This window comes from Inquilinus sp. Marseille-Q2685 (genome assembly GCF_916619195.1).
Lineage (GTDB): Bacteria > Pseudomonadota > Alphaproteobacteria > DSM-16000 > Inquilinaceae > Inquilinus.
In genome coordinates this window covers 151,488-177,220 of record NZ_CAKAKL010000004.1, presented here as the reverse complement: position 1 = coordinate 177,220, position 25,733 = coordinate 151,488, and the positions used below count along the sequence as shown (strand labels likewise).

The following is a 25,733-nucleotide window of genomic DNA, read 5'->3' as shown; positions in this document are numbered from 1 at the left end:
AGGCCTCAGTTGCCGATCGCCCACTTCTCCGGATGGGCGGCGAAGGGGCCGCCGGCCGGGGCCGGGGTCCAGACGAAGTCCTTCAGCTTGCTGGAGACGACGCCGTAGCGCTTGGCCACCCACATGGTGGCCCAGGGCAGGTTGGCGTTCATCGCCTTGCAGACCGCCTGGTAGCGCTCCGCCCGCTTGCTGTCGTCGGTCTCGTTCATGGCGGCGTCGAATGCGCCGGTCACCTCTGGCATGCGGATGCGCAGGAAGTTGGCGCCGGCCGGCGGGATCTGCTTCTCGTTCAGGCCGATGTTGATGGCGCTCGGGTCCGGCCCGTTCTGCAGCCCGGCATAGACCAGCGGGAACTGCGACCAGTCCGGGTTCTGGGCGTAGATGGTGGCGTTGTAGGTCGGCGTGTCGACCGTCCGCGGCACCACGTTGATGCCGACCTGCGCCAGCATCGCCTGCACCGCGGCCAGCACGTTCGAGGCCAGCGGCGTGTTGTAGTAGGTCAGCAGCGGGATCGGCTTGCTGCCGTTGATCTTGTCCCAGCCGGCCTCGGCCAGCAGCTGCTTCGCCTTCTCCGGATCATAGGCGTAGCTGTCGATCCCGGACGGCAGCAGGTGGTCGGCGACATAGCCGCAATTGGCGATCTCGGCCGCGCCCTTGTACAGGCTCTGCACGATCGCATCGCGGTTGATCGCATGCATCACCGCCTGGCGGACGCGCACGTCCTTCCACAGCGGCACCTCCTGGTTGAAGCCCAGGTAGTTGACGACGTAGGAGTTGCCCTCGATCACCTTGAAGGCGTCGTTGCCCTGGAAGGTGGCGACGTCGTCGGCCTCGACATAGCTGAAGGCGATCTCGCCGGAGCGCAGCGCCGCCACCGCCGCCGCGGTGTTGGCGAAGTAGCGGTTGATGATCCGGTCGGTCACCGGCTGGCCGCCGCGATAGTCCGGGTTGGCCACCAGCTCGACATACTGGTCGGTGACGTAGCGCGAGAACTTGTAAGGCCCTGTGCCGATCGGCGATTTCGACCACCATTCGTGCTTGGCCAGCGCATTCGCCGGGATGTCCTTCAGCGCATGTTGCGGCAGCATCATCAGCTGGGTCAGCGTCGCCAGCAGGCCGGCATTCGGCGCCGACAGCTTCAGCACCACGGTCTTCGCGTCCGGCGTCTCGACCGAGGCGATGGCGCCGAGCCGGGCGGCGAACACCGTGCCGGTGGCGCCGTTCTTCGCGGTCTCGATGGTGAACTTGACGTCGGCCGAGGTGAAGGGCTGGCCGTCATGCCATTTCGCATCGGCCAGCTTGAAGGTGTATTGCAGCTTGTCGGCGCTGACCTCGTAGCTGGAGGCGAGGTCGCCGACGATGCTCTCCAGCTTGGCGTCGTAGATCACCAGCGGCTCGAAATACAGGCTGAGCCAGGTGAAGCCGCCGGTGGCGGCGAGCGGGTTGAAGTTGCCCTGGAAGCCACCCGGCCCGACGTCGAACCCGCCGGTGATCGTCGACGGCTCCTGCGCCACGGCGGGCGTCATGGCGCCCGGTGCCCAGGCCGCCATGGCGGCGGCGAGCGCCAGCGCGGATGCCAGCATCCCGAATCTCATCATGTCCTCCCTGTCAGTTTTCTGTCTTCGCGCCCTTCCGGGTCGCGAGGAGACGGGCGATCCCGTCATAGTGCTGGTCGAGCCGGCTGCGGGCCGCGGTCACGTCGCGCGCCTCGATCGCGGCACAGATCTCCTGGTGGTCGCGCCAGGTGGCCATCGGGTCGACATTGGCCAGGTTCACGAAGTCGGACGCCTTGTAGAAGGCCATCCAGAACACATCGATCAGGCTGGTCAGCATGCGGTTGTTCTGGCAGCGGAACAGCAGGTGGTGGAACTGCTGGTCCTCCTCGGCGAAGCTCTCGTTGCGCTCGGCCCGGCAGCGCATGCGCTCGACCGTGTCCTTCAGCTCCGCCAGGTCCGCCTCGCCGATCAGCTGGATGGTCTTGCCGATCAGCCCGACCTCCAGCACGCGGCGGATCTCCAGCACCTCCTCGACCTCGCGCAGCGCGCCGCCCAGCCCGTAGGCCAGGTTCGCCAGCAGCGGCTCGAACGAGAACGCCTTCACGAACACGCCGATGCCGCGCCGCGTTTCCAGGATGCCGAGCGATTCCAGCGCCTTGATCGCCTCGCGCACCGAGTTGCGGCTGACCCCGAGCTGTTGCGCCAAGTCGTTCTCCGGCGGCAGCGGCGCGCCGGGGGCCAGGGCGTTGTCGTCGATATAGCTCTTCAGGCTCTCCTGCACCGAGACGTGGAGCAGGGGCGGCCGGGCGAGCGGCTTGATCTCCTTCATCGTCGACACCTTCCACCCCCGCCGCGGGATCACCATGGCTTGATGGTTGCTGACTTGTAGGATATCTGTCAAGACCATAAGCCGAAAAAGGGAGGACGGAATGGCCCGGGTGGCCTTGGCGGGCGTGGGGCATTGGCATGCGGGGATGCATTGGGAGGCGGCCCGGTCGGCTGGTGCGGAGGTGGTCGCCGCCTGGGATCCGGAGCCCGCGGTGGCAGCCGGATTCGCTACGGCGCACGGCATTCCCCATCATCCCTCGGTCGAAGCCGTCATCGCCATGAAGCCTGACCTGACCGTCGTCATGGGCCGGCCGGACCAGGTGCCGGCGCTGGCCCTGGCCTGCATCGAGGCAGGCCTGCCGATCGTGCTGGAGAAGCCGGCTGCGGTCTCGACCGCCGCCCTCGAGCCGCTGGCGGAGGCGGCGCGGCGCCGCGGCCTGTTCGTCGCGATTCCCCTGCCGAACCGCTGCGGCCCGATCTGGGCCGAGATCGAGGCGCTGAAGGCCGCCGGCCGGCTCGGCCCGGTCTCGCACGCGCAGTTCCGGATCGTGAACGGCCCACCGGACCGCTACCGGCTGGACGGGGTGCCCTGGGTGCTCGACCCGGCGATCGGCGGCGGCGGGGCCCTGCGCAATCTCGGCATCCACGGCATCGACGCCGCGCTGGCCCTGTCCGGCGGCGCCGATCTCGCCGTCGTCTCGGCCTCGGTCGACCGGCGCCTGCATGGCGAGGCGGTGGAGGAATACGCTATCGTCGTCCTGCGGGCGCCGGACGGCATGATCGCAACGGTGGAGGCGGGATACACCTATGCCTCGATGGCGCCGGGCGGCGACTTCGAATGGCGCGTCTCGGCCCGCAACGCCTATCTGCTCGATCGCGGCGATGCCTGCCGCGTCGCCACGCTCGACGACGGACGGACGCGCGATCTGGCGCCGATCCTGCCGGCGGATCGCTACAAGGCCTTCATGACGGACACATTGGACCGCCTCGAGCGCGGCGCGGCGCCGTCGGTCGGGATCGCGGACTATCTGCGGACCATGCGCCTGATCGACCGGGCTTATGAGGAGGCTGCAGCATGATCGGCATCGGCATCATCGGCGCCGGCTATTTCGGCGCGATCCATGCGCGGGCCATCGCCGCCGTGCCGGGGGCGCGGGTCGCGGCGGTCTGCCGCCAGGACATCGCCGCCGCCCGGGCCTTCGCTCGGGAGCATGGCGGCAGCCCCTATAACCATTGGCAGGCGCTGCTCGACGACCCGTCGGTCGACACGGTGCTGATCGCCACGCCGCACCACCTGCATGCCGACATGGCGATCGCCGCGGCGCGGGCGGGCAAGCACATCCTGCTCGAAAAACCGATGGCGCCGACCGTCGCCGAATGCGACGCGATCAACGCCGCGGTGGCAGAGGCCGGTGTCCGTCTCATGATCGGCCACGTCATGCATTTCGCGCTGCCCTGTCTCGCCGCCCGTGAGATCGTCGGCAGCGGCCGGATCGGCCGGCCGGTCCTCGGCAGCAGCTGGCTGATCAAGCTGTGGATGGAGGCGAACCGCCAAGCCTGGCACCTGTCGCCGAAGACCGGCGGCGGCATGCTGCTGACCGCGGGGATCCATGCGCTCGACCGGCTGGTCTGGTTGATGGATGGCGATGTGGCGGCGGTCTCTGCCATGGCCGGCACCCATTTCCACGACCAGGAGGCCGACGACACGGCGCTGATGCTGCTGCGCTTCGCCGACGGCCGGATCGGCCAGGTGGCGAGCGTCGGCTATCGCGACGGCGGCGTCGGCTTCGCCATGGACCTGGTCTGCGAGGCCGGGACCCTGCGGATCGACTTCGGCCAAGGCGTCTCGATCGGCCGGGGCGGGGCCTGGGCCCCGGTGCCGAACTCGATCGAGCCGGACTGGATGCAGCGCGCGGTCGAGCGCGAATGGCGGGCGATGATCGCCCTGATCCAGGGCGACGCGGCGAACCCGGTGGATGGCGGCTATGCCCGGCACATCATCGCCTGCATCGAGGCGGCGATGCAGGCGGAACGGTCGCGCCGCGAAGTCGCCGTCGCCTCGGCACGGGGCTGAGGCACCCGCATCTGTCCCGAGAGGGTATTGAGGCGGGCCGGACGCCCCAATGCTACAGCTGGAACTGAAGCCGGCGTGACAGCACGATGCCCGCCGCCCCGCGCAGGGTGGCGAGGCCCCTCTGGTCGGTCAGCAGGACGCGGGGCTCGCTGCCGGGCCGCGGCGGCACCAGCAGGCCGACATGCGCCTCGATCGCGGCCCGCAGCCGTTCCCCGGCCTCGACCACCTCGCCGTGCAGCACGAAGTGGTTGGGCGCCAGCGTCTGCTGCAGGTTGGCAATGCCGACCGCGATGTTGCGGGCATAGAGGTCCAGCAGCCGCTCCGCCGCCCCGGAGCCCGCTTCGGCCAGCCCGGCCAGCAGGGCAGGGGTCATCTCCTCGGCCCCGGGCAGGCCGGCGGCCTGCGCCTGGCGCCGCAGCCAGCCGATGGTCGCCACCGTCTCCCAGCAGCCGCGGCGGCCGCAGGCGCAGATCTCGCCGTCGATCTGGACGAAGGTGTGGCCCAGCTCGCCGCCCGCCCCGGCCGGCCCGCTCTGCAGATGCCCGTCCAGCTGCAGGGCGCCGCCGATCACGTCGGACAGGTACAGCACCGCGAAGGTCCGCAGGCTGCGGCCGGTGCCGAACCAGCGGTCGGCCAGCAGCAGCGCCCGCGGATGGTGGTCGAGATAGACCGGCAGGCCGGTCCGCTCCTCCAACTCCGCGCCGAGGGCCAGGCCGGACAGGACCGGCGCCAGGTTGACCTTGACGATGACGCCGCGGTCGCGGTCGATCATGCCGGCCGCGGCAACGCCGATGCCCAGCGGCGGTTGCCGGGCGGCCGACAGGGTGTGCGCCAGGGCGCCGGCGACGGCCGCGACCGCCTGGCCGGGATCGCCGCCGTCGGTCGGGAACGCCGCGCGTTCGAGGGCGGAGATCTCGCCGGTCCAGGACACCAGCGCGGTGCGCACCGAGCCGTGGCTCAGCGCCACCGCCCCGATCTGCGGCGCGTCGCGCGAGAACTGCAGCGGCCGGGCCGGCTTGCCGCCGGCGCCGCCGGACGAGGCGGGCTCGCCCTCCACCAGGATGCCGTCGTCGATCAGCGGCTGGACGATGCCGGTGATGGTGGCGCGGTTGACGCCGATATGGCGGGCCAGGTCGGCGCGGCTGGTCGGCCCGAGGTCGAACAGCGACTGCAGCAGCCGGCCGCGGTTGAGATCGCCCATCCTGGACGGGGACAGCAGGGAGGGGGGGCGTGGCTTCGCCCCCTCGGCCGGCGTGCCGAGTGACGGCAGGGCGTCCTCCTCGACGGCGCCGATCACCCGGCCTGACATCTTTCCAGTCGACATCACCTGCTCTTCCCACGAGCCGGGCAGGGCCCGACCTCCTGACATTCTATCGGCGGGGGCGCGCGGTGCGGAACGATCCTCGCGCCTCCTCGGATGCACGTTCTGTGGCACGCCTTCCGCGTTGACGGCAAGTTTGTTTGGAAATATAACAAACATACCAATGAAGCGAGCCCGTCCCGCGACCGTCGCTGCCGGTGGAAGCAAGCCCAAAAAATCACAGGAGAGGCGAATGGATAAGGATCTGCTGGGTCGTTATCTGATGTCCCGCAGGCGTGTGCTGCAGGGCGCCGCCCTGGGGGCGGGGGCCGCCGCCACGGGCCTCGGCAGCCGGTGGGCCCGTGCCGCGCCGGCCACGCCGCTGAGCTTCATCGGCTGGCAGTTCCAGCCGCAGATCGTCGAAGAGAACGTCAACACCTTCAAGTCGCTGTACGACGAGGCCGTCAATTACGAGCTGGTGACCGGCGACTATCACCCGGTGGTCGAGACCAAGCTGACCGGCGGCCAGCGCATCGACATGCTGTATGCCGAGGAGGACCACATCGCCCGCTGGTGCGCGGCGGAGTGGACGCGCGACCTGGAGGGCCTGGACGGCGTCGACGAGGTGAAGGCCGGCATGTTCCCGGTCAGCGTCAAATCGATGTCGCTGCCCGACGGCCGGCTGGCGGGGCTGCCCTACTACGCCGGGCACAACGCCTTCATCTACAACGAGGAGCATCTGCAGAAGGCCGGCCTCTCGGTGCCCGACAGCTGGGATTCGCTGCTGGACGCCTGCCGCAAGCTGAAGAAGGACGGCGTGTCGGATGCGCCGTACAACAGCGCCTGGGGCCAGAAATGGCCGGAGCTGTCCTGGAGCATCTTCGCCTGCTGGTACGCCGAAGGCGCGCCGGTCTTCGACGAGAAGAACGACTTCGTCGACGACGCCGCCCTGCGCAAGGTGCTGGAGACGCACCGGGCCCTGTACAAGGAACAGCTGGTGGCCGCCGACATCATGACGCTGCCGAATGAAGGCGTGCCCAGCTACGCCACCGGCCGCCACACCTTCATGGTGCTGCACGACTACGACCAGAAGGTCGCCAACGATCCCAAGCTCTCCAAGGCCGCCGGCAAGGTGAAGAACGCCTTGATGCCGGGCAGGACCAAATCGACCTTCGCCTGGACCGCCGTCTACATGATGGGGGCGCAGCCGAGCGACGTCGACCGCACCTGGAACCTGCTGCGCTTCTTCGGCGGCAAGTCCAAGGACGGCCAGTACCATGTGATCAAGCGCTGGGCGCTCGAATTCGGCCTCGGCTCCGCCTACAAGGAGGTGATGGCGGACCCCGAAGTCGTCGCCAGCTTCGGCCGGTGGCGCGACCTCGCCGTGACCAACAAGCAGCTCGAGCTCGCCACCTCCCGCGACGTCGCCAAGCAGATCTGGTTCCCGGAATGGGACCTGTTCATGATGCAGCGGGTCCAGGAATACATCCGCGGTTCCATGTCGACCGACCAGATCGTCGACGAGCTCGGCAAGAAGGTGGCCGAGCTGAAGCAGCAGTACCAGTAGCCAGCAGGAACGGCGATCGCGGCATCGCCGCGATCGTCCTTCGCGAGCCATTCGTCGGAGGGGCGGCCCGGTGTCGATCACCATTCCGCAAGCACCCGTCCTGGACCGTCCGCGCCGCCGCATCGGCCGGATTCCGGGCTTCGCCTATGGCGCGGTGGCGCCGACGCTGGCGATCGTCATCGCTGTCGTCGGCCTGCCGCTGGCCTACAGCCTGTATCTCAGCCTGCACCGCACCAACCCGATCACCAAGCGCTGGATCTTCGTCGGGCTCGACAACTATGCCGGCATGCTCGGCAATGCCGAGTTCTGGGCGGCGCTGGGCCGCACCGCCTATTTCGCCGCCTTCTCGGTGATCGGCACCACGCTGATCGGCATGGCCATGGCCCTCGTGCTGAACGAACGCTTTGCCGGCCGCGGCGTCCTGCGCAGCGTCATGCTGGTGCCCTGGGCGATGGCGCCGGTCTCGGTCGGCGTGCTGTGGTCCTTCGTCTATGCCGGCGACTACGGCACGCTGAACGGCCTGCTGACCGATCTCGGCCTCGGATCCCTGGTCACGCCCTGGCTCGGCGACGGCTTTCGCGCGCTGAACCTCGTCGCCCTGACCCAGGTTTGGAACCAGGCGCCACTGACGGCCCTGCTACTGCTGGCCGGGTTGCAGTCGATGCCGGGGAACCTGCACCGGGCGGCGATGCTGGACGGCGCCGGTCCGGTCGCCCGCTTCTTCGCCATCACGCTGCCATGGCTGAAGCCCAACCTACTGTTCATCGCCATCATCGCCACGATCAACTCGCTGATGGCCTTCGACATCCTGTGGATCATGACCCGCGGCGGGCCCGGAGCCGCCACCACGGTCTTCGCCTGGCTCGGCTACCTCTATTCCTTCCAGTTCCTGAAGTTCGGGGAAGGGGCGGCGATCCTCTACGGTCTCACCATCCTCAGCTTCGTCCTGGCGATCCTCTATTTCCTGGTGCTCGGGCCGCGGCAGCGCCGCCGCGCCGCTGTTGTATCCGAAGGCACGGACGGCGGCCGCGTCGGTGCCGGCCGGCGGCACGCCATGGTGACGCTGCCGCCCTATCGGCCGCGGGCACGGCTGCCCCGGCGGGTCGAGGCCGCCCTGGCCCGCTTCGGCTTCGCCTTCGCCGCGCTGCTGATCTTCCTGTGGTCGGCCCTGCCGGTGATCGCGCTGGTGCTGATGAGCATCACCCCGGCCTCGGACCTGATCCGCATGCCTCCCACCGTCGTGCCCAGCGGCTTCACCCTGCAGAACTTCACCGCAGTCCTGGCGCCGGAGCTGGCCAGCGGCAACGAGACCAGCGTCCAGGCCAAGCGGGTGCCGCTGTCGCTGCTGAACAGCTTCGTCGTCGGCGTGGTGGTGGTGACGATCAGCGTCGCGCTCGGCACCCTGGCCGGCTACGCCTTCGCCCGGCACGGCAAGGCCCGCTTCTTCCGGATCAGCCTGTGGGGCCTGCTGCTGACCCGGATGACCCCGGCGCTGACGCTGGTGCTGCCCTTCTTCGTCATCTTCCGCACCCTGGGGCTGATCGACACCCGCACCGGGCTGGTGATCGCCTACAGCAGCATCCTGCTGCCGCTCAGCGCCTGGATGATGAAGAGCTATTTCGAGGGCATCCCCGCCAGCCTGGACCGGGCGGCGCTGATCGACGGCTGCTCGCGGCTGAAGATGCTGTGGAAGATCCTGCTGCCGGTGGCCCGGCCGGGCATCATCGCCGCCGCGATCTTCTGCTTCCTGGTCAGCTGGAACGAGTTCCTGTTCGCGCTGATCCTGACCTCGACGCCCAACGCGCAGACCATCCCGGTGGTGCTGTCGGGCTTCCTCAGCCAGGCGCGCTTCTACGAATACGGGCCGATGTTCGCCGCCAGCGTGCTGTCGATCGCCCCGCCGGTGCTCGTCGCCTTCCTGTTCCAACGCTACCTCGTCCAGGGCGCGCTCTCCGGCGCCGTCAAGGGCTAGCGGGAGGCCCCATGACCTCGATCAACATCCGCGCCGTGTCCAAGAGCTACGCCCAGCACCGGGTGCTGAAGGGGCTCGACCTCGACATCGCCGACGGCGAGTTCATCTCCTTCCTCGGCCCCTCCGGCTGCGGCAAGAGCACGCTGCTCTACTGCATCGCCGGGCTGGAGGAGATCACCACCGGCAGCATCCTGTTCGACGGGCGCGACATCAGCGGCCTGGCGCCGCGCGACCGCAACATCGCCCTGGTGTTCCAGGACTACGCCCTCTACCCGCACATGGCGGTGCGCGACAACATGGCCTTCCCGCTGCGCCAGCAGAAAGTGGCGGCGGAGGACATCAGGCGCCAGGTGGCCTGGGCGGCGGAACTGCTGGGGCTGGAGGAACTGCTGGACCGGTCGCCGGCCGAGCTGTCGGGCGGCCAGCGCCAGCGCGTGGCGGTCGGCCGCGCCATCGTCCGCAACCCGGCGGCCCTCTTGATGGACGAGCCGCTGTCCAACCTCGACGCCAGCCTGCGGGTGCGGATGCGCACCGAGATCAAGCGGCTGCAGCGGGAACTGGCGGTGACCACGATCTTCGTCACCCATGACCAGGAGGAGGCGATGGTCCTGTCGGACCGGATCGCCGTGATGCATGACGGCGTGCTGCAGCAATTCGCCGACCCGATGGCGGTGTATCGCGAGCCTGCCAACCAGTTCGTCGCCGGCTTCATCGGCAGCCCGCAGATGAACTTCCTGCCTGGCTCCGCCGTCTCCGGCGGCCAGGACGACAGCCGCGTGGTCGGCATCCGCCCGCACGACCTGACGCCGTCGGAGGGGCCGGAGGACGGGGCGCTGTCCCTGACCGGCGAGCTGGCGCTGATCGAGCCGGCCGGGCCGGTGCATTTCCTCGACGTGCTGGTCGGCGACCGCATGGTCAAGGCCACCTGCAGCGACCCCGACGGCCTGCGCCCGGGCGCCAGCCTGACCCTGACCGCGCCCGACCGCAGCATCCACCTGTTCGACCGCGCCAGCGGCGCCCGGGTCTAGTCCACCAAGGAAGCGTGCATCCCATGGCCTTCGATCTCGTGCTCCGGAACGGTCGGGTGATCGACCCGTCGCAAGGCATCGACCGCGTCGCCGATGTCGCCTTCGCCGAAGGCAGGGTCGTGACCGTCGGGACCGGCCTGGATCCCGGCGGTGCCGCCGTCCGCGATGTGTCCGGCCTGATCGTGACGCCGGGGCTGATCGACCTGCACACCCATGTCTACTGGGGCGGCACCTCGCTCGGCATCGACGCCGAGGAGTTCGCGCGGATGAGCGCGGTCACCACCTGCGTCGACACCGGCAGCGCCGGGCCCGGCAGCTTCCCCGGTTTCCGCAGACATGTGATCGAGCCGAGCCGGATCCGCATCCTGGTCTATCTGCACGTCTCCTTCGCCGGGATCTTCGGCTTCTCCAGCCGGGTCATGGTCGGCGAGAGCCACGATATCCGGCTTATGGCCGCGCGCGATGCCGTGGAGGTGGCCGAGGCCAACCGCGACGTGATCATCGGTATCAAGGTGCGGATCGGCCGCATCGCCAGCGGCCCGTCCGGCATCGCCCCGCTCGACGTCGCGCTGCAGGTGGCGGACGAGACCGGCCTGCCGCTGATGGTGCATATCGACGAGCCGCCGCCCTCCTACGAGGCGGTGGTGGACCGGCTGCGGCCGGGCGACGTGCTGACCCACTGCTTCCGGCCCTTCCCGAACGCGCCGGTCACCGGCGACGGCAAGGTCAAGCGCGAGGTGCTGGCGGCGCGCGAGCGCGGCGTGCTGTTCGACATCGGCCACGGCATGGGCTCGTTCGGCTGGAAGACCGCGCGGGCGATGCTCGACCAGGGCTTCAAGCCCGACACCATCTCCTCCGACGTGCACGCGCTGTGCATCAAGGGCCCGGCCTACGACCAGGTGACGACGCTGTCGAAATTCCTGGCGCTGGGCATGCCGCTCGACGAGGTGATCGCGGCCTCGACCGTCAACGCCGCCAGGGCTGTGGGACGGCCCGAGCTCGGCACCTTCAAGCCCGGCAGCGTCGGCGACGCCAGCATCCTGTCGCTGAAGGACGGCGCCTTCCCGCTGGAGGATGTGCGCGGCGAGGTCGTCACCGCCGACCGGCGGCTCTTCGCCGAGGGCGTCGTGGTGGGCGGGCGCTGGTGGCATCCGGAAGGAACGGAATGATGCAGCGCGACGACATCGGGACCTTCGCCAACCATATCGGCGGGCGCTGGGAGGCGGAGCCGGAGACGATGCCGGCGGTGAACCCGGCGACCGGCGAGACGATCGGCCGGCTTCCGCGCAGCAGCCGCGAGACGGCGCGCCGCGCCATCGCTGCCGCCCGGCAGGCGCAGCCCGGCTGGGCCGCGACGCCGGTGTGGGAACGGGCCAAGGCCTGCCTCGCCATCGCCGCGCAGATCGACGGCGTGCGTGACCGCATCGCCCGCACCCTGAGCCTGGAGCAGGGCAAGCCGTTCCAGGAGGCGCGGGGCGAGGTCGGCAAGGCGGCGGACGGGTTCCGGCTGGCGGCCGAGCTGGTCAAGCAGCTGCGCGGCGAGACGCTGCCGGCGGAGGACCCGAGCAAGCTGGTGCTGACCCTGCGCCAGCCGCGCGGCGTCTATGCCGTGATCACGCCCTGGAACTTCCCGGTCAACATCCCGGTCGAATACCTGGCGCCCGGCATTGCCACCGGCAATGCCATCGTCTGGGTACCGGCGCCGACCACCTCGATGGCTGCGGTCGAGCTGATGCGCGCGATCGAGGAAGCGGGGCTGCCGCCCGGCGTGGTCAATCTGGTGATCGGGGAGGGAGCGGTGGTCGGTGACGAGATCGTCGCCCATCCGGACACCAACGGCATCGGCTTCACCGGCAGCCCGGATACCGGCCGGCGCATCGCCGAGCGCGGCGCCGGCAAGCCGATGCTGCTGGAGCTCGGCGGCAACGGGCCGGTGCTGGTGTTCGAGGACGCCGATCTCGACCGCGCCGCCGCGGCCGCGGCCGGCGGCGCCTTCTTCAACGCCGGCCAGGTCTGCGCCGCCACCGGCCGGGTGCTGGCCCATCGCAGCATCGTCGAGCCCTTGGCGCAGCGGCTGGTCGAGATAGCCCGGTCGCACAAGCTGGGCGACCCGCTGCAGCAGGGCACCACCATGGGGCCGCTGAACAACCCCAAGGTCGCGGCCAAGGTGCGCGAGCATGTCGAGGATGCCGTCGCCTGCGGCGCCACGGTCCTGGCCGGCGGCCGGCCGCGGCCGGATCTGGGCAGCGACCTGTTCTTCGAGCCGACCGTGATCACCGGCGTCACCCGCGACATGCGGATCAACCGGGAGGAGACGTTCGGCCCGGTGGTCCCTGTGCTGGCCTTCGACGACGACGAGGAGGCGCTGGACCTGGCGCTGGACACCGAGCACGGCCTCAGCGTCGGCCTGTTCACCGCCGACATGGACCGGGCGCTGCGCTTCGGCGAGGCGATCCCGGCCGGCATCGTCAACGTCAACGCCGGCAGCACCTATTGGGAGCTGCACCTGCCCTTCGGCGGCGGCAGCGGCACCAAGAGCGGCATCGGCCGGCTCGGCGGCCGCCACACGCTCGAGGCGATGACCGAACTCAAGATGATCTCGATCACCCGGACCCATAAATGACCACAACGACACCTTCTGCCGCCGTGGCGGCGCGGCTTCTGGCCGATCTCGCCGACCTGCTGCTGCCGGGCGGCGGCGACTGGCCGTCCGGCGCCACCGTCGGCGTCCAGTCGGCCGTGGCGATCCGCCTGGTCGAGGAACGCGGCGAGGGCGGCCTCGCCCGCCTGGCCCAGGCGATCCTGAAGGCCGGCGGGCCCTTCGCCGATCAGCCGGAGGAGAAGCGCGTCGCCATCGCCGAGGCGGTGGAGACGGCGGAGCCCGAGCTGTTCGGCTGGGTTCGCGACGCCGCGTACTACGCCTATTACGAGAGTCCTTTCGTCGTCGCGGTGATCAACGCGCAGGGCCACCCCTACCGGCTGCGGCCGCATGTGAAGGGCTATCCCCTGCCGCGCTTCGATCCGGCGCGGGACGCGCCGAAGCACGGCCGTGGTGCCTACCTGCCGACCGAGGCCGTGCGCCGGGTCGACATCTCCCGTCTCGAACTCGACAGCGACCGCACGCAAGCCTGGGGCCTGAAGCGATGACCAAGCCGTCCTGCGACATCCTGATCATCGGCGCCGGCGCCACCGGATCGCTGGCCGCCGTGGTGCTGGCCCAGGCCGGGCTGAAGGTGGTCTGCCTCGAGCAGGGCTCCTGGGTCGAGGCCGGCGACCACCCGCATTACAGCCCCGACTGGTCCTGGCAGCGCCGCACCCGGTGGAACGCCGACGTCAACCGCCGCCGCCATCCGGACGACTACCCGGTGGTCACCGACAGCTCGCAGGTGCTGATGTGGAACGGCGTCGGCGGGTCGACCAATGTCTATGGCGCGATCTGGCCGCGCTACCGGCCGTCGGATTTCCGCAAGGGCGACGAGCACGGGCTGCAGCCGAACTGGCCGATCGCCTATGAGGACATCGCCCCGTTCTACGAGGCGGCGGACCGGATGATCGGCGTCAGCGGCCTGGCCGGCGACCCGGCGATGCCGCCGCGCGAGGCCTGCCCGACCGGGCCGCTGCCCTTCACCAAGGCGGCGCGCCGCCTGTCCCAGGCCTTCGATAAGCTCGGCTGGCACTGGTGGCCGGCGGAGGCGGGGGTGATCTCGGAGGACTATGACGGCCGGCCGGGCTGCAACGGCTGCGGCATCTGCAACGGCTGCCCGCGCGGGTCGATGAGCAAGTATTCGCTGTCGATCTGGCCCAAGGCCCTGGCGGCCGGTACCGAGCTGCGCATCCACGCCCGGGTGCTGCGGATCGAGAAGGGGCGGGACGGGCGCGCCACCGGCGCCCTCTACATCGACCGCGAGACCGGGCGCACCGAGTTCCAGCCGGCCGAGATCGTGGTCGTCGCCGCCAACGGCGTCGGCACGCCGCGGCTGCTGCTGGCGTCGGACAACCTCGCCAACCAGTCGGACCAGGTCGGCCGCAACCTGCTGCACCACACGCTGGTCGGGGCCGAGATCTGGGTCGACGAGCCGATCGACGGCCATATGGGCTATGTCGCCTCGCTGATCAGCCGCGAATTCGCCGAGACCGATGTCGGCCGCGGCTTCGTCAACGGCTTCAACTTCAACTGCCTGACCAGCACCTCGGCCGCCGCCGAGGTCGCCGCCGGCTGGATCACCGAGACCCGCGCGCCCTGGGGCCGCGACCACCATCGCTGGTTCGAGCGCCATTTCGGCCACGGCATCGGCATCTACGCGATCGGCGACGACCTGCCGAACCCGGAGAACCGCGTCGCCCTGGATCCGGTGAAGCGCGACGCCGACGGCATCCCGGTCGCGACCATGCATTACGCGCCGGGCGAGAACGACCGGCGGATGATGAACTACATGCTCGACCGGCTGGTCGATATCGGCAATGCGGCCGGCGCCTTCGAGGTGAAGCTGCAGGACTACCGCGACAAGGACGGCGTGTACCGCACCCCGGCCTGGCACATGATCGGCACCTGCCGCATGGGCAGCGATCCGGAGACCTCGGTGGTGAACAAGTGGCACCAGAGCTGGGACGTGCCGAACCTGTTCATCGTTGACGGCAGCGTCCTGGCCACCGGCGGCGTGGTCAACCCGACCCCGACGATCTCGGCCCTGGCCTTGCGGGCCGCGACCCATATCCGCGACAATTTCCGCGAGCTGAAGGGCGCGACCCGGCCGATGGCGGCGTGATACGGCCGCAAGGATGGGGACCGAGCCAATCCCAAGCCGTCATGGCGAGGAGCGAAGCGACGTGGCCATCCAGGGCCGGTGCGAGCCGCCCTGGATGGCCACGCCCCTGCGGGGCTCGCCATGACGGCTTTGTATTCTCGTACTGTTGGCAGGAATCCGAGGGAGTCCAGACCATGCTGCAGCCGCCGCCGGCCGAGCCGGGCATGCGCGAGGAGGAGGTCGACACCCCGGCCCTGATCCTCGACCTCGACGCCTTCGAGGCCAATCTCGACCGCATGGCCGGGCTGGCCGCGGCGGCCGGCGTCAGGCTGCGGCCGCACGCCAAGACCCACAAATCCCCGGTCATCGCCCATCTGCAGCTGGCGCGCGGCGCGGTCGGCCAATGCACCCAGAAGGTGGCGGAGGCCGAGATCCTGGCCTGGGGCGGGGTGCCCGACATCCTGGTCAGCAACGAGGTGGTGTCCCCGCGCAAGCTGGCGCGGCTGGCGGCGCTGACCCGGATCGCGCGGGTCGCCGTCTGCGCCGACCATCCGGACGGAATCGCGGCAATCGAGGCCGCGGCCGAGGCGGCAGGCACGCGCCTCTCCGTGCTGGTGGAGATCGATGTCGGCACCGGCCGCTGCGGCGTGGCGCCGAGGGAGGAGGCGGTGGCGCTGGCCCGTCGCATCGCCGCCAGCCGGCACCTCGTCTTCGGCGGGCTGCAGGCCTATCACGGCCGCGCTCAGCATCGAAGGTCGCCGGAGGAGCGCGCCGCCGCCATCGCCGAGGCGGCGGAGGCGGCGGGGCGGACGGTGGAAGATCTGCGCCGGGCCGGCCTCGGCTGCCCGATCGTCGGCGGCGCCGGCACCGGCACCTTCGCACTGGAGGCGGCGAGCGGCGTGTTCACCGAGCTGCAGGTCGGCTCCTATGCCTTCATGGATGCGGATTACGCCCGCAACGACCCGCCGCCGCCGTTCCGCCAGGCGCTGTTCGTGCTGGCGACGGTGATGAGTGTGCCCCGCGACGGCGCCGCCGTGGTCGATGCCGGGCACAAGGCGCTGCCCACCGACAGCGGTCTGCCGCTGGTCTGGGGCCGCGACGGCCTCCGCTACGAAGGCCCGTCGGACGAGCACGGGCGGCTGGTGATCGAGCCCGGCGCCGCCAAGCCGAAGCTCGGCGAGCGGCTGCGCCTGGTTCCGGGCCATTGCGACCCGACGGTCGACCGCTACGACTGGTATGTCGGGGTCAGGGCCGGCCGGGTCGAATGCCTGTGGCCGGTCGCGGCCCGCGGCGCCATGGCCTGACAGGATGAATCTTCGCCGGGTGAGGACGGATCCCGGCCTCGACAAACGCTCTCACCCGGAGGTGCCGAGCGCCTCCGACCTCTCCCGCAAGCGGGAGAGGCAAAACACTCCGGTTTCGTAGGTCGGGGCCGCGAGGGCGGCGGGATGTTGGGTTCGCCGCGGCGACCCAACCGACGCGGTCAACCCGTGTCCGGAGGCTTGCGCCGGGCGGGGGCAGCGGAGCGGGGCCCGGGCGGATCGTCCTCGCCGTCCTCGCCGCCCTGCGGCGGCAGGAAGCCGAGCTCCTCCATCGCCTCGTCGGCCATCTCCAGCCACTGCTCCACCCGCACCGGATAGCCCCAGCGCCGGCACAACGCCGCCACCGCCACCTCCGGACGGCTGGCCTCGATCAGCTCCACCACCTCCGGCCGCTCCAGCCGCTCATGCATCTCGGCTTCACGGCGGTCGGCCTCCTCGCCATCCTCGGACACCTCATAGGCCGCCGCCATCATCGCCAGCTGCACCCGCAGCCCGTGCCAGTCCTCCTGCGCCGCCTCCCGCTGCGCCGCCGCCTTGCGCTCCTCCTTCTCCTGCCGGGACAGCTTGTCCTTCAGCAGCAGGGTCAGACGCACGGCGCGGGCGGCGACGGCGAATCTCTGGCAGTAGTCGACGCCGGGCTGCGGCGCCTCGACCGCTTCGGTGCGGGTGGCTTCGGCGATCTCCATGCCCATCTCGACCAGCCGGTCGAGCGCGCGCAGATCCGCCGTCCGCTCCCCTTCGGGAGCGGCCGCCGGGTCCAGGTCCTGGTCGGTCTGCGTCGTGTCCATGGAACGTGGCATGAACATAGCTGATCGATAATACTACTGCGATCGTGGTCCCGGCCCGCAGGCCGGAGTGAACTGAGGTCGGGTCACGTCAGTGCATCGGGCGGGGCGCCTTCGTGTTGCCTCTCCCGCAAGCGAGACCTTTTCAGAATTTCCAACACCGTCATTGCGAGCGCAGCGAAGCAATCCAGGGGCCGCACGCACCGGCCCCTGGATTGCTTCGTCGGCTTCGCCTCCTCGCAATGACGATGAGGGATGGGTGTTTTGAAAAGGTCTCGCAAGCGGGAGAGGCAATGCCTCACCGCCTTGTGATCGGGTGACTCGGTCTGGCCTAAACCCTCACGCTCCAAGCTCATCCGCTTCAGGAGGCCGGCGCGGCGAGGGCAGGGGAGGCGTATTCCGCCATTCCCGTGATCACCCGCTCGACCTCCTCGACGCTGGTGTGCCGGGGATCGATGTCGTCCGCCACCACGCGGCCGCGGCGCATCACGACGATGCGGTCGACCACCTGGAAGACGTGGTGGATGTTGTGGGCGATGAAGATGCAGGAATGCCCCGAATCCCGGGCGTTGCGGACGAAGCGCAGCACGCCCTGCGTCTCGGCCACGCCCAGATTGTTGGTCGGCTCGTCGAGGATGATCAGGTCGCTGTCGAAATGCATGGCGCGGGCGATCGCCACGGCCTGGCGCTCGCCGCCGGACAGCGAGCCGATCGGCGTGTCGGGCGGGATGTCCTTGCTGATGCCGACCTTCTTCATCAGGTCGCGCGCCACCGCTTCCATGGCGGCGTGGTCCATGCGGTTCAGCAGGCGGGGGCCCCGGATCGGCTCGCGGCCCAGGAACAGGTTGCGGGCGATCGACAGCTGCGTCACCAGCGCAGAGTCCTGGTAGATCGTCTCGATGCCGTGGGCGATGGCGTCGGTGGTGCTGCCGATCTCCACCTTGCGGCCGCGGATGAAGATGTCGCCGCTGGTCGGTGGCACGGCGCCCGACAGGATCTTGATCAGCGTCGACTTGCCGGCGCCGTTGTCGCCCATAAGGCCGACGATCTCGCGCTCGCCGACCGTGAAGCTGACATCCTCCAGCGCCCGCACCCGGCCGTAGAACTTGCTAATATGCGCCATGCGGATCAGGGGTTCGGCCATGGCGATCAGCTCCCTGCCTGGTGCCGGCGGTCGAGCCAGGAGTGCAGCGCCATCATCCCCAAGATGATCGCGCCGATGAAGATGTTGTAGGCGAGGCCGGGCACGCCGATCAGGACGATGCCGTTGCGCATCACCCGCAAAATGAAGATGCCCAGCACGGTGCCGAGGATGGTGCCGCGCCCGCCGCCCAGCGCCGTGCCGCCGATCACCACCATGGCAATGACCTCGAGTTCGTAGCCGGTGCCGCTGTTCGGGTTGGCGGCCGAGGTGCGGATCGAGCTGATCACCCCGGCCAGGGCGGCCATCGTGGCCGACAGCACGAACAGCGCGATCTTGGTGCGGCCGACGCGCACGCCGCGGGCCCGCGCCGCGCCGGGGTTGCCGCCCGCGGCCTGGATCCAGTTGCCGGCCTTGGTCTGGTTCAGCACATAGCCCATCGCCAGGGCGGCGGCGATGAACCAGAACAGCGACATGTAGATGCGGAAGCTTCCGACATAGAAGTCGCCCGCCAGCAGCCAGGCCAGCCAGTTGCCGCCGGTGTTCCAGGTCCGCTGCGGGAAGCCGTCGGTGATGAACAGCGCCGTGCCGCGCACCACCAGCAGCATGCCGAGCGTCACCAGGAAGGACGGGATCCGCAGCCGGGTCACGAACCAGCCGTTCACCAGCCCGACCAGGGCGGCGACGGCGATCGCGGCGACGAAGCCGGCCTCCAGCGGCGCGGCGCCGCTGTTGAACAGCGTCCACATCAGCACCGGGGCGAAGCCGAAGACCGAGCCGACCGAGAGGTCGAACTCGCCGGATGTCATCAGCAGCGTCATGGCCAGCGCGATCAGGCCGAGCTCGACCGTGAAGGCCAGGGTGTTGCCGATGTTCTGGGGCGACAGGAATTCCGGGTTGATGGCCCAGAACACGGCGAGCTCGACCACCAGCAGGATGAGGGGGCCGAATTCGGGCTTGGCCACCAGGCGATGGACGATCGATCGGGCGTCGAAGGGCGGGCGGCCCGGGCGGGCGGCATCCGCGGCGGCACCGGCCGCCGCGGGCGCCTCCGCCCCGGCGCTACTTGCCGGAGAGGATCTTGTCATAGATCTCGGCCCTGTCCTTCTCGTACAGCGCGCCGGTGATGACGTTGAACCCGGGCGGGATGCCGCCGGACGCCATCGCCGCCAGCGACAGGGCGACGTAGCTGGTCGCCTGCGGGTCCTGCCACTGCGCCGCGTTGACGTAGCCGGTCAGGACCTCCTGCGTGGTGTCGAGCGAGTTGCCCCAGCCGACGACCGGGATCTCGCCGGGCTTGACGCCGACCTGGTCGAAGACGCGCTTGATGCTGCCGGTCACCAGGTCGCCCAGGCCGATGATCGCCTTCACCTTGGTCCGGTTGGCGGTCAGGTAGTCGACCATGCGGCTGATCACCTCGGCCTGGTCCAGCGTGTTGTCGGTCACCTCCCAGGTGATGCCGAGCGGCTTGAACACGCTGGAGATGCCTTCCTCCTCCTGCACGCCGTAGGTCGCACCGGGCACCTCGACCGGCAGCCAGACGAAGTCGCCGGACTTCACCAGGCCCTTGTCGACCAGGTACTGCGCCCAGTTCCGGCCGAAGGTGGTGTTGTCGCCGCCGACATAGGCGTCGAAGCCGGCCGTCGGGTCGGGGGTGTTGAAGTTGACGATCGGGATGCCCGCGGCCTTCGCCTCCTTCACCACCGCGACCAGGCTGCCCGGGTCGGGGCTGGTGGTGACGATGCCGTCCGCCTTGGCCGCGATCGCGGCGCGCACCGCCTCCTGGTGCGACGGCACGTCGCCGTTGTGGAACGAGGTGTTCACCGTCTGGCCGGTATCGGCGGCCCATTGCTTGGCGCCGGCCAGGAAATAGGTCCAGACCGGATCGGCCGGCGATCCGTGCGATATCCAGTAATAGGTCTTCGCCTGGGCCGCGGCCGGCGCCGCCAGCGCCAGCAGGACGCCGCACAGCAGCAGCGACAATCGCCTGAACATGCGTTTCCTCCCCTGTTATCGCCGCCTTCGCTGTCGATGGGCGGCATGCATCGAGACTGACACAGCGCGGGCCAGCCCGGCGAGGATCGCCGCGCTTCAGCGCATCGCGGTGCCCTCGGGCTGCGTCTTCGCTTCGACGGTCTCGTCGCGCTCCGGGTCGAAGAAAGCGCGGTGGCCGGCGTCGAGCGTCAGGCCCAGCGCCTTGATCCGGTCGTCGGGCACCTTCTCCAGCCTGGTGTAGCCGGGGTGGTGGTGCTGCTTGTACGGGTCGTTCCAGGCCGCGTTGTAGCAGCACAACATGACGTTGCGCGGATGCTCGGACTTGTTCTGCTCCGAGGCATGCAGCGTGTTGGCGTGGAAGAAGCAGGCGTCGCCCGGCGCCATCTCCATGTAGTCGCGCGGCATCCGCTCGAGCGCCTGGTTCACCCGCTCCATGTCGGCGCCGGTCTGGCCGCCGACCCTTCCGTGGTCGATCCGGCCCAGCTTGTGGCTGCCGCGGATCATCTGCAGGCAGCCATTCTCCTTCGTCGCCCGGTCGACCGCGATGGCGACCGACAGCATGTCGGGATACAGGCAGCCATTGTTGTACCAGTAGCCGTAATCCTGGTGCCAATCCCAGGCGCCGCCGGCGCGCGGCCGCTTCATCGTCAGCTTGGAGTGGTAGTGGTAGACCTCGCCGCCCAGCAGCGTCTCGGCGCCGCCGACCATGCGCTCGCAGCGGGCGAAGGCGCCGAACAGGTCGTCGCCCGGGTGGTTCCACAGCGCCAGCTCGGTCGACCCGCCCAGGCTGTCCTTCAGCGCCACGACATGGCTGCGGATGCCCTCGTCCTGGGCGATCGCCTGCTGCAGCAGGCCGATCTCCTCGGCATCGAAGAAGCTGCGCTTGACCACATAGCCGTCGCGCCAGAAGGCGGCGTGGTCGGCCTCGGTCAGCTGGGGAAAGGGCATGGGGTTCCTCCTCCTGCCGGCTACGGCAGGTTCTCTCTGGTGAAGATCTCGATCCGCACCGGGGCGGCCGGCTCGGCCGGGCCCGGGCGGGTGTGGTGGCCCAGCAGCAGCCGCAGCGTCTCCGCCGCCTCGGCCCGCGGGTTCTGGTTGATCGCCGCGTCCATCACCCCGTCGATCAGGAAGCGGCGGGTGGGCGGCGTCAGCTCGTGGCCGATATAGACCAGGTGCGGCGCGTCGGCCGGCCGGCGGCGCAGCACCTCGGCCACGCCGCGGTTGCCGCCGCCGATGTTGTAGAGGCCGATCAGCCCGGGATGTCTCTCGAGCAGCCGCTCGGTCACCGCGGCGCTCTGCTCGACGCTGTCATGGCCCTCGACCAGGGCCGGGACGGTCAGGTTCGGGAAGCGCTCGCGCAACACGCTGCGGAAGCCGGCCTCGCGCTCCTCATGGCCGCGATAGGCCAGGCTGCCGGCGATCAGCCCGACCTCGCCGGCGCGCCCGGCCAGGAAGCGGCCCATCAGGTCGCCGGCGGTGCGGCCGGCGGCGCGGTTGTCGACGCCGACATAGCCGATGCGGGCGGATTGCGGCAGGTCCGAGACCATGGTCGCCACCGGCACGCCGGCGGCCGCCAGCTCCGCCACCGCCTCGCGCACCGCAGGGTGGTCCAGCGCGATGAAGCCGACGCCGTCGCTGCCGCGGCTGACCCGGCGCAGCGCCTCGGCCAGGGCATCGGGATCGAAGCCTTCGATCAGGTGCAGCCGCGGCTTCACGCCGAAGGCGGTGAAGTCGCGCTCGGCCGCCAGCACCGCCTCGCCCAGGTCGCGGATGAAGGTGTTGCTGCCGGCCGGCAGCACGATGTCGAACTGCAGGATCCTGCCGCGCGACAGCAGGCTGGCGGCCAGGTTGGGGGCGTAGTTCAGCCGCTGCACCACCGCCTGCACCCGGCTCGCGGTCTCGGCGTTGACGCCGTCGCGGCCGTTCAGCACCCGGTCGACCGTAGCCAGGCTGACCCCGGCCTCGCGGGCGATGTCGACCATGCGGGCCTTGGCGGGGGAGGGAGAGGTGGTCTGCTTCATTCGGAGATCGATTTTCTTGTTTCCTTTTCCTGTCATTGCCGGGCTTGACAGAAAGGGGGAAGCCGAACGTCACACCCCCCGCGCCCGCAGCTTGCCGTCGATGAAGGCCTTGGCGCGGGGCACGTCGGCCTCCTCCAGATGCTCGATGATCAGCGGGATGTTCGGATGCCGGCGGGACAGGCGCTGCAGGTACAGGTCGTAGTTCAGCGACCCCAGCCCCGGCGCCGGCAGCTCGATCTCGCCGACGCCGCGGAAGCTGTGCGCCTCCGACGCGTCGATGTCGGCATGCTTCTCCGACTTGTCGGCGCCGGAGCGCTTCACGTCCTTGGCGTGGCTGATGCGGATGCGGTCGTCCAGCGCGTCGAAGATCCGGTTCAGCTCGCGGTCCATGCGGTCGATGTTGTGGGCCTCGAAATAGTTGGTCGGGTCCATCAGCAGGCCCAGGCCGGGGCTGGGCACGTCGGCGAACAGGCGCAGCGTCTCGTCGACCGAACCGATGACGTTGTTGACATAGGTCTCCAGCAGGAACACCGCGCCGTGGTCATAGGCGGTCCGGGCGAGGTCGGCGATGACCGCGCGGCACTCCTCGTAACCTTCCTCGGTCTTATTCCTCGGGTGGTGCACCCAGTCGCTGTCGGTGGCGAAGGTGCCGGTCTCGCTGATGACATAGGGGCTGCCCAGATCGCGGGCGTGGCGGATCAGCGTCCGCAGATGCTCCAGCTTCGCCTGCCGCGCCGCCGGGTCGGGGTGGACGATGTTGGTGTAGCCACTGATGGCGCAGACCGGCAGGTCGTGGTCGCGGAAGGTCTCGCGGATGGTCCGGCACTTGTCGCGCGTGATCGCACTCGTCGACAGGTCCATGTCCTTGAAGGCGAGGTCGAGCTGGACGGTGTTGAAGCCCAGCGCGCGGATCTTCCTCGCCGTCTCCGGCAGCGAATAGGGGAAGTATCCGGTGAAGATGCCGACCTGGATCATGACGCGTTCCTCCTCCGTTCTGCTTGTTGTCGTTGTCAGGCGCCGAATTCCGCCAGGCGGACGGCGCGCTTCTCGGTGAGCGAGCGGTAGGCGGCCTCGACCAGCGCCATGGTGCGGACGTTGTCGGCGCCGCTCAGCAGCGGCGGCTCGCCGGTCTTCACCGCGTATTGCAGCTGCTCCATCACGCCCTTGAAGGCGTGCGGGAACCACATCGTGTCCCAGCGCGGCTGCACCCATCGGCCCCCGGTCTCCGGCGCGCAATAGGAGAGGGTGCTGGGGCTGCCCTTCGGATAGTCCGGCCAGCCGATGGTGCCCTGGGCCAGGCCCTCCGTCCCCTCGACCCGCCATTTGATGTAGATGTCGCTATCGAAGCCCTCCTGCCGCGGGCCGGACCAGACATCCTCCAGGCTCACCGCCATCAGCCCGCCCGGGAAGGACAGGGTGGAGCAGCAGATGCCGTCGCGATGCGGGAAGCGGGTGCGCGGGTCGGTCCGCGCCGCCGTAGTGATCTCGACCGGGTCGCCGAACAGGAAGCGCAGCACGTCGAGGTGGTGGATGCTCATGTTGAGCAGCGTCAGCCGGCCATAGGCCTCGAGGAAGGGCTGCCAGTGCGGGATCGCCCGCATCTCGATGGTGGCCAGCACCGGGATGCCCAGGGCGTCGCGGTCCAGCAGCTGCTTCAGCACCCGCATCGATTGGTCGAAGCGCATGTTCTGGTTGACCGACAGCACCTTGCCGGCGGCCGCGGCCTCCGCGGCCAGGCGCTGCGCCTCGGCATGATCCATGGCCAGCGGCTTCTGCGCCAGGATCGCCCGGATGTGCGGCTGGCGCAGGGCGTGGCGGATCAGGTCCGGCTGCCGGTCGGGCGGGAAGGCGATGTCCAGGATCTCGACCTCGCGGTCCTCGATCAGCGCGGCCGGCGTGTCGTGGACCCGGGGGACGCCCCAGCGCGCCGCCACCGCCCGCGCCTTGTCGGGGGTGCGGCTGGCGATGGCGGCCACCGGGAAGCCCGCCTCGCGATACGCCGCCAGATGCACATCCGCCATGATGAACCCGGCGCCGATCGCGCCGATGCGATGGTCACGGCAACGGATCTCGGGGTCGGGGATGAAGCCCGACGGCACGGACATGGCGGCCTCCCTGATCTATTTTGAGGTACGTTACCGATTCATTTTTTGAGATTCAACGCGAATCCTTCCGGAAAACCAAGTGTCTTTGCGAAGGAATTTGAGGTACGTTACCGGTCGGGGCGCCGGAGAGACATCGGGCGGCCGTCGGTGCCTGGCTCTCAAGCCAGCGTGAAGGCCTCGTGGACGGCTGATTGCAGCGAGCCGCCGAGGACCACGCCGCCGCCCGCCACATAGATCCGGTCGCCCAGGACGGCCGCGCCGACGGCATGGCGCGGGGTCGGCATCGGCGCGTGCTGCTGCCAGGACTCCGTCTTCGGGTCGTAGCTCTCCATCTGCCCGAACACCTTGGCCTGCCGCGGCACGCCCTCCTGCAGGATGCCGGCCTCGCCGCCCATCGCGAACAGGCGGCCGCGATAGACGACGAGCCCGTGCCCGGACCGGGCCGTCGGCATCGGCGATCGCTCCTCCCAGGTGTCGCGGTCGGGCAGGTACACGTGATGGAGATCGGTGTTGTACTCGAAGGTGTTGAAGCGTCCGCCGACGACATGGATCACCCCGTCATGGGCGACGCAGCCGACATGGTCGCGCGCGCCCGGCAGGGCCTTCCTCGTCTCCCAACGGTCGGTCTTCGGGTCGTAGACCTCGTGCCAGCCGACGCTCGCCCGCTCCTGCACCGGCGCGCCGCCGCCGCCGATCAGGTGGATCCTGCCGTCCAGCGCCACGGCGGCGGCGGCACCGCGGGCGCGGGGCAGGGGGGCGATGGTGCTCCACCGGTCCGTCGCGACGTCATAGGCATAGGCGTTGGTGTCGGGATCGCGGTTCTGCTGGATGAAGCCGCCGAGCGCGTAGACCCGCCCGGCATCGGCGGCGACGGCCACATGGTTGGCGCCGCGCGGCAGCGGCGCCGCGTCGAACCATCGATCCTGGCCGGGATCGTAGACATGGTGATAGGCGCGGTCGACGCGGCCTTCGCCATAGCCGCCGACGATGTGCATCCGGTCGGCCCAGGCGGTCGCCCAGGCCATCTCGCTGCGCGGCAGCGGCAGCGGCGCCCGCGGGATCCAGCGGCCCTGCGGCCCTTTCGGCGCGGGGCTGTCGAACACGCGCTGGGCTTCCTGGTCGGGCTCGAGGTGGTGCACGAAGTCCCCGCCCCTCAGGCGGGAATAGGGGGCGGGCGAGGGCGGCGCTTCCCTGAGCGGCGCCGGGTGGCCGGTGTGCTGGGCCAGCGCTTCGGCACCGAACGCCGCCGTCGCGACCCCGGCCGCAAGAAAGGTCCGGCGATCCATCTGAGGCCTCCCGGAATATGTCGTGAAGACTCGATGATACGGGGCGGAGCCGGGCTCGGCCAGCACGC

The 25,733-nt window shown here is 69.9% G+C and carries 22 protein-coding genes; 10 read left to right on the top strand and 12 right to left on the bottom strand.

Annotated elements, in window-relative coordinates; translation table 11 throughout:
- Positions 1–5: 5 nt before the first annotated feature.
- Positions 6–1,583 (bottom strand): ABC transporter substrate-binding protein, encoded by a 1,578-nt coding sequence (locus LG391_RS20905; protein WP_225769981.1) that lies wholly within the window; start codon positions 1,581–1,583, stop codon positions 6–8.
- A 25-nt stretch (positions 1,584–1,608) separates the two neighbouring features.
- A complete protein-coding gene (locus LG391_RS20900; RefSeq protein WP_225769980.1) occupies positions 1,609–2,325 on the bottom strand; it encodes a FadR/GntR family transcriptional regulator in 717 nt (238 codons plus the stop codon).
- Between the two features lie 100 nt (positions 2,326–2,425).
- Here LG391_RS20900 and LG391_RS20895 point away from each other — a divergent pair, with 100 nt between their 5' ends.
- Both LG391_RS20895 and LG391_RS20890 read left to right on the top strand, forming a co-directional pair.
- A complete protein-coding gene (locus LG391_RS20895) occupies positions 2,426–3,403 on the top strand; it encodes a Gfo/Idh/MocA family protein (protein ID WP_225769979.1) in 978 nt (325 codons plus the stop codon).
- Entirely contained in the window at positions 3,400–4,398 is a 999-nt protein-coding gene (locus LG391_RS20890; protein WP_225769978.1) for a Gfo/Idh/MocA family protein, read from the top strand. Before LG391_RS20895 ends, LG391_RS20890 begins: the two co-directional genes overlap by 4 nt.
- 52 nt (positions 4,399–4,450) lie before the next feature.
- Here the strand turns inward: LG391_RS20890 and LG391_RS20885 are convergent, their stop codons facing one another.
- Positions 4,451–5,722 carry an ROK family transcriptional regulator gene (locus tag LG391_RS20885; RefSeq protein ID WP_225769977.1) on the bottom strand — a complete coding sequence of 424 codons (1,272 nt, stop codon included), beginning with the start codon at positions 5,720–5,722 and terminating at the stop codon, positions 4,451–4,453.
- Positions 5,723–5,951: 229 nt separating this feature from the next.
- Between LG391_RS20885 and LG391_RS20880 the strand changes: the two genes are divergently transcribed.
- From LG391_RS20880 to LG391_RS20845, 8 genes are all read left to right on the top strand, one after another.
- Complete coding sequence (locus tag LG391_RS20880; RefSeq protein WP_225769976.1) at positions 5,952–7,265, top strand: ABC transporter substrate-binding protein; 1,314 nt, start codon at positions 5,952–5,954, stop codon at positions 7,263–7,265.
- Positions 7,266–7,335: 70 nt separating this feature from the next.
- Positions 7,336–9,237 (top strand): ABC transporter permease subunit, encoded by a 1,902-nt coding sequence (locus LG391_RS20875; RefSeq protein ID WP_225769975.1) that lies wholly within the window; start codon positions 7,336–7,338, stop codon positions 9,235–9,237.
- An 11-nt stretch (positions 9,238–9,248) separates the two neighbouring features.
- A complete protein-coding gene (locus LG391_RS20870) occupies positions 9,249–10,265 on the top strand; it encodes an ABC transporter ATP-binding protein (protein ID WP_304608532.1) in 1,017 nt (338 codons plus the stop codon).
- A gap of 23 nt (positions 10,266–10,288) precedes the next feature.
- Positions 10,289–11,434 carry an amidohydrolase/deacetylase family metallohydrolase gene (locus LG391_RS20865; protein ID WP_225769974.1) on the top strand — a complete coding sequence of 382 codons (1,146 nt, stop codon included), beginning with the start codon at positions 10,289–10,291 and terminating at the stop codon, positions 11,432–11,434.
- Positions 11,431–12,888, top strand: a complete 1,458-nt coding sequence (locus tag LG391_RS20860; protein WP_225769973.1) for an aldehyde dehydrogenase — start codon at positions 11,431–11,433, stop codon at positions 12,886–12,888. Before LG391_RS20865 ends, LG391_RS20860 begins: the two co-directional genes overlap by 4 nt.
- Positions 12,885–13,412 carry a hypothetical protein gene (locus tag LG391_RS20855; protein ID WP_225769972.1) on the top strand — a complete coding sequence of 176 codons (528 nt, stop codon included), beginning with the start codon at positions 12,885–12,887 and terminating at the stop codon, positions 13,410–13,412. The genes LG391_RS20860 and LG391_RS20855 overlap by 4 nt, the downstream gene beginning before the upstream one ends.
- Positions 13,409–15,031, top strand: a complete 1,623-nt coding sequence (locus LG391_RS20850) for a GMC family oxidoreductase (protein WP_225769971.1) — start codon at positions 13,409–13,411, stop codon at positions 15,029–15,031. The genes LG391_RS20855 and LG391_RS20850 overlap by 4 nt, the downstream gene beginning before the upstream one ends.
- Before the next feature lie 173 nt (positions 15,032–15,204).
- On the top strand, positions 15,205–16,314 hold the full coding sequence (locus LG391_RS20845; RefSeq protein WP_225769970.1) for a DSD1 family PLP-dependent enzyme: 1,110 nt from the start codon (positions 15,205–15,207) through the stop codon (positions 16,312–16,314).
- 179 nt (positions 16,315–16,493) lie between these two features.
- Here the strand turns inward: LG391_RS20845 and LG391_RS20840 are convergent, their stop codons facing one another.
- The 9 genes from LG391_RS20840 to LG391_RS20800 form a co-directional block, all read right to left on the bottom strand.
- Complete coding sequence (locus LG391_RS20840; RefSeq protein WP_225769969.1) at positions 16,494–17,120, bottom strand: hypothetical protein; 627 nt, start codon at positions 17,118–17,120, stop codon at positions 16,494–16,496.
- 358 nt (positions 17,121–17,478) lie between these two features.
- On the bottom strand, positions 17,479–18,261 hold the full coding sequence (locus LG391_RS20835) for an ATP-binding cassette domain-containing protein (protein WP_225769968.1): 783 nt from the start codon (positions 18,259–18,261) through the stop codon (positions 17,479–17,481).
- A gap of 5 nt (positions 18,262–18,266) precedes the next feature.
- Positions 18,267–19,346 carry an ABC transporter permease gene (locus LG391_RS20830; RefSeq protein ID WP_225769967.1) on the bottom strand — a complete coding sequence of 360 codons (1,080 nt, stop codon included), beginning with the start codon at positions 19,344–19,346 and terminating at the stop codon, positions 18,267–18,269.
- Positions 19,321–20,253, bottom strand: a complete 933-nt coding sequence (locus LG391_RS20825; RefSeq protein ID WP_225769966.1) for a substrate-binding domain-containing protein — start codon at positions 20,251–20,253, stop codon at positions 19,321–19,323. Before LG391_RS20825 ends, LG391_RS20830 begins: the two co-directional genes overlap by 26 nt.
- 96 nt (positions 20,254–20,349) lie before the next feature.
- Positions 20,350–21,201, bottom strand: coding sequence for a phytanoyl-CoA dioxygenase family protein (locus LG391_RS20820; protein WP_225769965.1), 852 nt, complete (start codon positions 21,199–21,201; stop codon positions 20,350–20,352).
- 20 nt (positions 21,202–21,221) lie between these two features.
- Positions 21,222–22,274 (bottom strand): LacI family DNA-binding transcriptional regulator, encoded by a 1,053-nt coding sequence (locus LG391_RS20815; RefSeq protein ID WP_225769964.1) that lies wholly within the window; start codon positions 22,272–22,274, stop codon positions 21,222–21,224.
- 69 nt (positions 22,275–22,343) lie between these two features.
- Positions 22,344–23,249: a sugar phosphate isomerase/epimerase gene (locus LG391_RS20810; RefSeq protein ID WP_225769963.1), complete on the bottom strand. Its 906-nt coding sequence runs from the start codon at positions 23,247–23,249 to the stop codon at positions 22,344–22,346.
- A 35-nt stretch (positions 23,250–23,284) separates the two neighbouring features.
- Positions 23,285–24,379 (bottom strand): Gfo/Idh/MocA family protein, encoded by a 1,095-nt coding sequence (locus LG391_RS20805; protein WP_225769962.1) that lies wholly within the window; start codon positions 24,377–24,379, stop codon positions 23,285–23,287.
- 158 nt (positions 24,380–24,537) lie between these two features.
- Positions 24,538–25,665 carry a kelch repeat-containing protein gene (locus LG391_RS20800; RefSeq protein ID WP_225769961.1) on the bottom strand — a complete coding sequence of 376 codons (1,128 nt, stop codon included), beginning with the start codon at positions 25,663–25,665 and terminating at the stop codon, positions 24,538–24,540.
- Positions 25,666–25,733 lie beyond the last annotated feature (68 nt).